This window comes from Streptomyces sp. NPDC057438, assembly GCF_042802995.1.
In the GTDB taxonomy this organism is placed as follows: Bacteria; Actinomycetota; Actinomycetes; order Streptomycetales; family Streptomycetaceae; genus Streptomyces.
Genome location: NZ_JBHVDD010000204.1, coordinates 1 through 1,426 on the forward strand (window position 1 = coordinate 1; position 1,426 = coordinate 1,426).

The window sequence follows — 1,426 nt, forward strand, 5'->3', positions numbered from 1 at the left end:
TCGGTGGTTCGAGTCCACTCAGGCCCACCATCTTTACCCAATACGGGGCCTTAGCTCAGCTGGGAGAGCGCCTGCTTTGCACGCAGGAGGTCAGCGGTTCGATCCCGCTAGGCTCCACCAACGTGTTCTTTGAAAACTAGATAACAGTAGACATCACATTCAATTAGTAATACAAGATATCACATAGTGATTCTTTTTAACGGTTAAGTTAGAAAGGGCGCACGGTGGATGCCTTGGCACTAGGAGCCGATGAAGGACGGGACGAACACCGATATGCTTCGGGGAGCTGTAAGCAAGCTTTGATCCGGAGATTTCCGAATGGGGAAACCCACCACTCGTAATGGAGTGGTATCCATATCTGAATACATAGGATATGAGAAGGCAGACCCGGGGAACTGAAACATCTAAGTACCCGGAGGAAGAGAAAGCAAATGCGATTCCCTGAGTAGCGGCGAGCGAAACGGGACCAGCCCAAACCAAGAGGCTTGCCTCTTGGGGTTGTAGGACACTCTGTACGGAGTTACAAAGGAACGAGGTAGATGAAGAGGTCTGGAAAGGCCCGCCATAGGAGGTAACAGCCCTGTAGTCAAAACTTCGTTCTCTCCTGAGTGGATCCTGAGTACGGCGGAACACGTGAAATTCCGTCGGAATCCGGGAGGACCATCTCCCAAGGCTAAATACTCCCTAGTGACCGATAGTGAACCAGTACCGTGAGGGAAAGGTGAAAAGCACCCCGGAAGGGGAGTGAAAGAGATCCTGAAACCGTGTGCCTACAAGTAGTCAGAGCCCGTTAACGGGTGATGGCGTGCCTTTTGTAGAATGAACCGGCGAGTTACGATCCCGTGCAAGGTTAAGCAGAAGATGCGGAGCCGCAGCGAAAGCGAGTCTGAATAGGGCGCATGAGTACGTGGTCGTAGACCCGAAACCAGGTGATCTACCCATGTCCAGGGTGAAGTTCAGGTAACACTGAATGGAGGCCCGAACCCACGCACGTTGAAAAGTGCGGGGATGAGGTGTGGGTAGGGGTGAAATGCCAATCGAACCTGGAGATAGCTGGTTCTCTCCGAAATAGCTTTAGGGCTAGCCTCAAGGTAAGAGTCTTGGAGGTAGAGCACTGATTGGACTAGGGGCCCCTACCGGGTTACCGAATTCAGTCAAACTCCGAATGCCGATGACTTATCCTTGGGAGTCAGACTGCGAGTGATAAGATCCGTAGTCGAAAGGGAAACAGCCCAGACCGCCAGCTAAGGTCCCAAAGTATACGTTAAGTGGAAAAGGATGTGGAGTTGCTTAGACAACCAGGATGTTGGCTTAGAAGCAGCCACCATTTAAAGAGTGCGTAATAGCTCACTGGTCGAGTGACTCTGCGCCGAAAATGTACCGGGGCTAAACGTATCACCGAAGCTGCGGACTGTTCTTCGAACAG

General features: G+C 51.8%; 1 tRNA gene and 1 rRNA gene. Both read left to right on the plus strand.

Features of this window, described 5'->3' with window-relative positions:
- The first annotated feature begins 44 nt into the window (after positions 1-44).
- Positions 45-120 (plus strand) — tRNA-Ala (locus ACFU5F_RS42385).
- An 81-nt stretch (positions 121-201) separates the two neighbouring features.
- Positions 202-1,426, plus strand: a 23S ribosomal RNA gene (locus ACFU5F_RS42390); the annotation flags it as partial.